This is a genomic window from Methanogenium sp. MK-MG (genome assembly GCF_009914725.1).
GTDB lineage: Archaea > Halobacteriota > Methanomicrobia > Methanomicrobiales > Methanomicrobiaceae > Methanogenium.
Genome location: NZ_JAAAWJ010000087.1, coordinates 1 through 7027, shown reverse-complemented (window position 1 = coordinate 7027; position 7027 = coordinate 1). Strand labels below are relative to the sequence as shown.

Genomic DNA, 7027 nt, shown 5'->3' with positions numbered 1-7027 from the left:
GTTCACCATCCCTCAGGGTGGTGTCAAAAAAATGTGGCTTATTGACTAATAAAGCACTCACTCATAGGTAATTCACCGTAATCTAATACTGGCCGGAAATAATATAATCTTTTGCCTGCAGGAAAAAAAGAGGATTAATGCCTGAAATGCCGGATTCCGGTGAACACCATTGCAATATTCAGGCGGTTTGCAGCATCAATCACTTCCTGGTCACGGATAGATCCACCCGGCTGAATCAGTGCTGTTGCACCGGCCTTTGCCGCTACTTCCAGGGTATCGGGGAATGGCAGGAATGCATCGGATGCAACGGATGTGCCTTCAAGCGGATGGAACGCTTTATCAACAGCAATCTTTGCTGCATCAACACGGTTCATCTGGCCTGCCCCAATGCCAACGGTGGCTGTTGGGTCTGCGAAAATAATCGTATTGCTTTTTGTATGCTTACAGACCTTCAGTGCCATCTTCATTGCATCATATTCTGTTGCTGTTGGTTCACGCTCACTTACCACACGCCAGTTGTCGGTTATTGATTCCGGCGACACCTGAATAAGAGCTCCTCCGTTGATGGAACGCAGAGCAGGTGCATTCTCTTTCTCCGGAAGGATCAGAACACGCATGTTCTCCTTTCTCTCCATGATTTTCCGGGCGGAATCCGTATATCCCGGCGCAATGACAACCTCAACAAACGTTGAAGCCAGTTCTTCTGCGACATCATCCTCAACCACACGGTTTAATGCAACAACAGATCCGTATGCTGAGACCGGATCCACATCACGGGCGCTGAGATATGCAGGAAGGAGTGCGTCTCCCGTTGCCACACCACAGGGATTGTTATGTTTTACAATCACTGCTGCCGGTTTGTCAAATTCATGCAGAAGGGCCGTTGCCGCATCTGCATCAAGGTAATTGTTATACGACATCTGTTTGCCCTGAAGCGGTGTCTGTCCCGCAATGCCGCTGTCGCCATATACTGCCGCCTTCTGGTGTGGATTCTCACCGTACCGGAGTTCACGGCCGTTTTTAAGCTGGAATGAATGAATCTCAGGGAATTCATTGTCGATACTGTAGAGATAGTTTGAGATTGCCGCATCGTAGGATGCCGTCCGTGCAAAGACTTTGCGTGCAAGATGCAGACGGTCTTCTTCTGAAAGACTGCCGTCTTTTATCTCTTCCATCACTGCCGGGTAATCTGACGGATCAATGACCACCGCAACATCACGGAAATTCTTGGCAGCAGAACGGATCATTGCAGGGCCGCCAATATCGATAAATTCGATGAGTTCAGGCAGAGACAGGTCTTTTTTTGCCATATCTTCAAAGGGGTAGAGGTTGACCACCAGGAGATCAATCGGTCCGATTCCCTGTTCAGCCATCACCTGTTCATCCGTTCCCCTCCGGCCAAGAAGGCCGCCATGAATCTTTGGATGCAGAGTCTTTACTCTTCCGTCCATCATCTCAGGAGATCCGGTATATTCGGATACTTCGGTAAACGGAATACCTGCTTCTGCGAGGGCCTTTCCGGTCCCTCCGGAACTTAATATTGCAATGTCGGACTCAGACAGGAAACGAGCCAGTTCAACAATTCCTGTCTTGTCCCACACAGAGAGAAGTGCAGTCTTCATGCGCATACTATCAGCGTGAGATCTTAAGAATCTAATGAACAGAGTCTGCAGTGGTAACACGTATTTTTGCTTCAGAACGACACATACTATACCAACATATGAGAGAACCTGTCAGAGAACCACCATTTCGAAAAAGCCTCTACTGGTGTCCGGAGTGCAATGTCCCGCTTGTTGCATCGACCTGCGGGTGCAAAACACCGGGATATGAGATACCCCTCACCATGCCCTATGATGTGCGTCCCGCACTGGAGCATGACAGGAATGTCATCAAAGAATACCTGAAAAACAGATTCGGCATTGAAACCATCCCCAAAATCATTCTGCTCAATAAATCGGGAGGCATTGACCGCACTGACACCATCATCGCAAATGGCGTTGTATTCAGCCGCCTGACGTTTGATCCGCTTCTGCGGGAATATACCATCGAACTCACCCCTGATGCCCTCCCGTTTGTCATTGACGAAGTGTCAAAAGGCATTGTCGACATCACTGATGAGGTTGCAGAAAAGGGGAACCGTCACATGGGCGGGAAAAATATTTCCTGCAAAACAGATCTTACTGACGGACCGGTTATCGTTCATGCAAACGGGCGATACGGGACCGGATGGCTGCGAAACAATGTGGTGAAAGTAAAAAGTCTGGGGAGGCCCCGCCCCATAGCACTGCCGGACCCGGACAGAGAGCAGGTAATCCGCTGCAACAAACCGCATCTCAAAAACCTTGAACGGCATGCCATACGGTTTATCAAAGCGGAAAAAGACCTGCGCCCGGAGTGTAATGTTGCATTCTCCGGGGGGAAGGACAGTGTCGTTGTTCGCGAACTTGCACGGAAGGCAGGCGTCACCGATTGCTATTATATCGATACCGGACTGGAATTTCCGGAGACCACTGAATTTGTCAGGTCACTTGACATCCCATTGATTCTTCATGGCCCGGATTTCCAGAAAGGGCTCAGTAAAAACGGCATTCCTGCAAAAGATGACAGGTGGTGCTGTGAATACCTGAAACTTGAACCCGTACGCCAGTGGAGAGAGACCAGGGGGGAGTGTGTCACTATCCAGGGGAACCGCTGGTATGAATCATTTGCACGGGCCGGACTTCCCGGAGTGGCGGTGAATCCCTATTATTCCGGACAGCTGAACTTATCCCCTATCCGGGGATGGAGGGCGCTTGAAGTATTCCTTTATATCTGGTGGAGGGAGCTTCCGTTAAATCCATTATATGAACAGGGATTCGAGCGCGTCGGGTGCTGGATGTGTCCTGCCATGCTGGAATCCGAATATGAAATTACACGGACGCTTCACCCGGAAAAAGTAGCAGAATGGGATAAAATTATTCGCAGGTACGCCAAAAAAGAACATATTTCTGATGCAGCAATGAGATGCGGGTGGTGGCGGTGGAAGAGCCCGCCTCCTAAAATGGTTAATCTGATGAAAGAGAGTGGGATTCAAATAAGCACAAGACGATCAATAAATACACAAAAACCAATGGAAATTAAAAACAAGCGATAAATTCCCATTTTTTTTGAATTCAGCCTGATTAATAAGGATTATCTGTTGTCCGTATGAAAAATATTATATAGAACCACTAACCATAAATTATGTATATCGATCATAAGATGCTACAAATAGCAGAGGAGATCATGACAGATAATCCGGACCTGAAAAAAGATGAAACATCTGCACATTCGGATGGCACCACGTCCTCTGATATGGCAGAAAATGACCAGACTGAACTAACAGACGCTGAACGTCTGGTTGAACTCTACAGAGAGTGCGATGAGCAAAACAAACGCTACCTGAGGCTTGCTGCTGATTTCGAGAACTATAGGAGACGGGTCTCACGTGAAACAGAAGAACGCTCAGACCGTGCTGTGGAACAGCTTGCACGTGAAGTGCTGGTTATTGCTGACAACATCGAACGGGCACTGGCATCAGATGAAAGCACCCTTCGTGAAGGTGTCGAACAGATTCATAAACTACTTGAATCAGTTCTGGATCGTCATGAAATCACCAGGATCGAATGTCTGAACCTTTCCTTTAACCCGGAGACACAGGAAGCAGTGGCATATGTGCCTTCAGACTGTAATGAAGGCACGGTCATTGATGAAATCGAACCGGGATACTGCAGAAAAGGAAAAGTAATTCGCTGCGCAAGAGTCGCAGTGTCACAGGGAAAAACAACAGAGGCATAAAAATATGGCATCAGAAAAAATTCTTGGAATTGATCTTGGTACAACGAACTCGTGCATGTCAATCATGGAAGGCGGAAAATCCATCGTTATTCCAAATGCAGAAGGAGGACGGACAACACCATCAGTTGTTGCATTCTCAAAAGAGGGAGAGCGCCTTGTTGGAAGTGTTGCAAAAAGGCAGGCAGTCACGAACCCGGGACGGACCATCATATCAATTAAACGTGACATGGGATCGACCCGGAAAGTAACCATCGACGACAAGGACTACACACCACAGGAAATTTCAGCGATGATCCTTCAGAAAATGAAGACAGACGCTGAAGGATACCTGGGGGAAAAGATTACCAAAGCGGTCATCACAGTCCCTGCATACTTCAATGACGCCCAGCGCCAGGCAACCAAAGACGCAGGTAAAATCGCAGGCCTTGAAGTTATGCGTATCATCAATGAACCGACAGCAAGTGCTCTTGCATACGGCATTGACAAAGAAGAAGAGGCAACCATCCTTGTCTATGACCTCGGTGGGGGTACGTTCGATGTCTCTGTGATGACACTGGGTGACGGTGTCTTTGAAGTGCAGGCAACGGCCGGAGACAACCTCCTTGGCGGCGATGACTTTGACCAGTGTGTCATGACATACCTTGTTGAAGAATTTAAAAAGCAGGAAGGTATTGACCTGACAAAGGACCCGATGGCCATGCAGCGTCTCCGTGATGCAGCAGAGAATGCAAAGAAAGAGCTTTCGACGCTCCAGAAGACGAATATCAACCTTCCCTATATCACCACAGATGCAGCGGGCCCGAAGTTCCTTGATATCGACCTGACCCGTGCAAAGTTTGAACAGCTGATCGGGAAACTGGTCGACAAGACCCTGGGCCCTGTCAGGCAGGCCCTTGACGATGCCGGCCTTACGGCAGGTGACATTGATCATGTCCTCCTGGTCGGGGGATCTACCCGTGTGCCGGTTGTACAGGAGAAAGTCAAAGATATCCTGAAAAAGGACGCAGACAAAGGCCTCAATCCTGACGAATGTGTGGCACTTGGTGCTGCAATTCAGGGCGGGGTTTTAACCGGTGAAACAAAAGATGTTGTCCTTCTTGATGTCACACCGCTCAGCCTCTCCATTGAAACCATGGGTGGCATCGCTACAAAACTCATTGAGCGCAATACCACCATCCCTACACGAAAAAGCCAGATCTTTACCACTGCAGCAGATAAGCAGACCAGCGTTGAAATTCACGTGGTGCAGGGTGAACGTGCTCTCTCCAAGGACAACTTCACCCTCGGTAAATTCCAGCTGACCGGCATTCCACCCGCTCCCCGTGGCATCCCGCAGATTGAAGTGGCATTTGATATCGATGCAAACGGCATCATCAATGTCTCGGCAAAAGACCTGGGAAGCGGAAACGAACAGAACATCACCATCTCCGGTGACCGGCATCTCTCTGATGAAGAGATTGATGATATGGTCAATAAAGCCAAAGATTATGAGGAAGAGGACAAACAGAAGCGTGAAGAGATAGAGGTCCGCAATAATGCAGATACAGCTATCTTCACCTCTGAAAAACTCCTGAAGGATTCTGCAGATAAGATCACAGAAGATGAGAAAAAATCCATTGAAGATGCTGCAGAAAAGGTAAAAACCGCACTTGAAGGCGATGAGACCGAGACCATCAAGACCGCAACCGAGGCGCTCACGGAAGCGGTATATGCAGTAACCGTCCGGATGTACCAGGAGGCAGCGGCGGAAGCACAGGCAAGCGGTGAAACCGGAGAACCTCAGACATCTGCACAGGATGACGACTCGGTTGTCGATGCAGATTATGAAGTTCAGAATGATAAGAAAGAGTGAGCAGGATGTCCGGGAAAAATTACTACGACATCCTTAACGTTCCGCGTAATGCCGATGAAAAGGAGCTGAAACGTGCATACCGGAGTCTGACAAAGAAGTATCACCCGGACATCAACAAGGAAGAGGGCGCAGAGGAGAAATTCAAAGAGATCAATGAGGCCTACAGCGTCCTCTCTGACTCCCAGAAACGGGCCCAGTATGATCAGCTGGGCCATGATACCTTTACCAGCGCTTCAAAAGGCTCATACCAGGGCGGCGGTGCCGGGCCAGGCGGATTTAACTCTGACTTTGGGGGATTCGGAGATATCTTCGATTCATTCTTCGGCGGCGGTGCACGTGGACAGCGGGGTCCGCAGAGCGGGTCTGACCTCTTAATGCGCATACAGATAACCATGCAGGATGCCATCTTTGGCGTAGACAGGGACGTTGACGTGATGCACAATGAACCCTGTCCTGCATGTGACGGGACGGGGAGTGCAACAAAAAAGACGAATGTCTGCCCCCGATGTGGCGGAAGCGGGCAGGAACGTCGTGCCAATAATACTCCATTCGGCCAGTTTGTCAGTATGGCAACCTGTTCCCAGTGCAGAGGGTCGGGCCGGATTCCCGAAGAACGCTGCAAGACATGCAATGGCAGCGGTCACTCGCGGGTAAGGAGAACCATCACGGTCAATATCCCCGCGGGGGTTGAGAGCGGCATGCGTCTGAGGATGGAAGGATACGGAGAAGCCGGGGATGCAGGCGCTCCGAACGGCGACCTCTTTATTGAGATGCATGTGGCCCCGAATTCGGCATTCACACGTATCGGGGACAATATTGAGACCAAAGCAGAGATCACTCCTGCTCAGGCAGTGATGGGTTCATCAATTACGATTAAAACTATCGACGGCAGGAAAATTGATCTGAAAGTGCCTGCAGGCGTCCAGTATAATACGGCACTCAAGATTTCCGGAGAAGGCGTTCGCCGGCGCGGCAGGCCGGGAGACCTGCTCGTCAGGATGAAAATTATCATTCCGAAACATCCCGGGTCACAGGAGAAAGAACTCTATGAAAAAATCCTTGATCTTGAAGGAAATAAAGAATCAGGTCAGGGTTCCAGGGGATTCTTCCAGGATCTCAAGGACAAAATAAAATAACCCCAGACAAATCCTCTTTTTTTATCCATACACAGCGGTATGGTCAGAAACGGTCACCGATAGCCATTCATACCTATTCCAAAGAAGTTATCCCTCTGGCTGGAGTAGAACTGTACCCGCATATGAAATGTATCCTTGAGCTCTCCGGAGAGCACCCTGAACTTCCGTTTGCAGAAGCTGAAGCATTCGCCTGCATTGAAGAACGGGCAACACAGGTGGCTGT

5 protein-coding genes are annotated in these 7027 nt (G+C 49.3%); 4 read left to right on the top strand and 1 reads right to left on the bottom strand.

The annotated features are described in order from the left end of the window. Positions 1-134: 134 nt before the first annotated feature. Positions 135-1622, bottom strand: coding sequence for a bifunctional phosphoribosylaminoimidazolecarboxamide formyltransferase/IMP cyclohydrolase (purH, locus tag MKMG_RS09985; RefSeq protein WP_165077696.1), 1488 nt, complete (start codon positions 1620-1622; stop codon positions 135-137). 98 nt (positions 1623-1720) lie between these two features. On the opposite strand from purH, the gene MKMG_RS09980 reads away from it, so the two are divergent. From MKMG_RS09980 to dnaJ, 4 genes are all read left to right on the top strand, one after another. Then, complete coding sequence (locus MKMG_RS09980) at positions 1721-3133, top strand: phosphoadenosine phosphosulfate reductase family protein (protein ID WP_165077694.1); 1413 nt, start codon at positions 1721-1723, stop codon at positions 3131-3133. Between the two features lie 131 nt (positions 3134-3264). Continuing rightward, positions 3265-3816: a nucleotide exchange factor GrpE gene (locus MKMG_RS09975; protein WP_254059164.1), complete on the top strand. Its 552-nt coding sequence runs from the start codon at positions 3265-3267 to the stop codon at positions 3814-3816. A 4-nt stretch (positions 3817-3820) separates the two neighbouring features. Further along, the gene (dnaK, locus tag MKMG_RS09970) at positions 3821-5668 is read left to right on the top strand and encodes a molecular chaperone DnaK (RefSeq protein WP_165077690.1); all 1848 of its coding nucleotides are present in this window, start codon (positions 3821-3823) and stop codon (positions 5666-5668) included. A gap of 5 nt (positions 5669-5673) precedes the next feature. Beyond that, on the top strand, positions 5674-6804 hold the full coding sequence (gene dnaJ, locus MKMG_RS09965; protein WP_165077688.1) for a molecular chaperone DnaJ: 1131 nt from the start codon (positions 5674-5676) through the stop codon (positions 6802-6804). The last annotated feature ends 223 nt before the right edge of the window (positions 6805-7027 follow it).

Excerpts from the sequence above, each read along its gene's own strand:
- purH (WP_165077696.1), bottom strand. The coding sequence starts at position 1,622 with ATGAAGACTGCACTTCTCTCTGTGTGGGACAAGACAGGAATTGTTGAA.
- MKMG_RS09980 (WP_165077694.1), top strand. The coding sequence starts at position 1,721 with ATGAGAGAACCTGTCAGAGAACCACCATTTCGAAAAAGCCTCTACTGG.
- MKMG_RS09975 (WP_254059164.1), top strand. The coding sequence starts at position 3,265 with ATGACAGATAATCCGGACCTGAAAAAAGATGAAACATCTGCACATTCG.
- dnaK (WP_165077690.1), top strand. The coding sequence starts at position 3,821 with ATGGCATCAGAAAAAATTCTTGGAATTGATCTTGGTACAACGAACTCG.
- dnaJ (WP_165077688.1), top strand. The coding sequence starts at position 5,674 with ATGTCCGGGAAAAATTACTACGACATCCTTAACGTTCCGCGTAATGCC.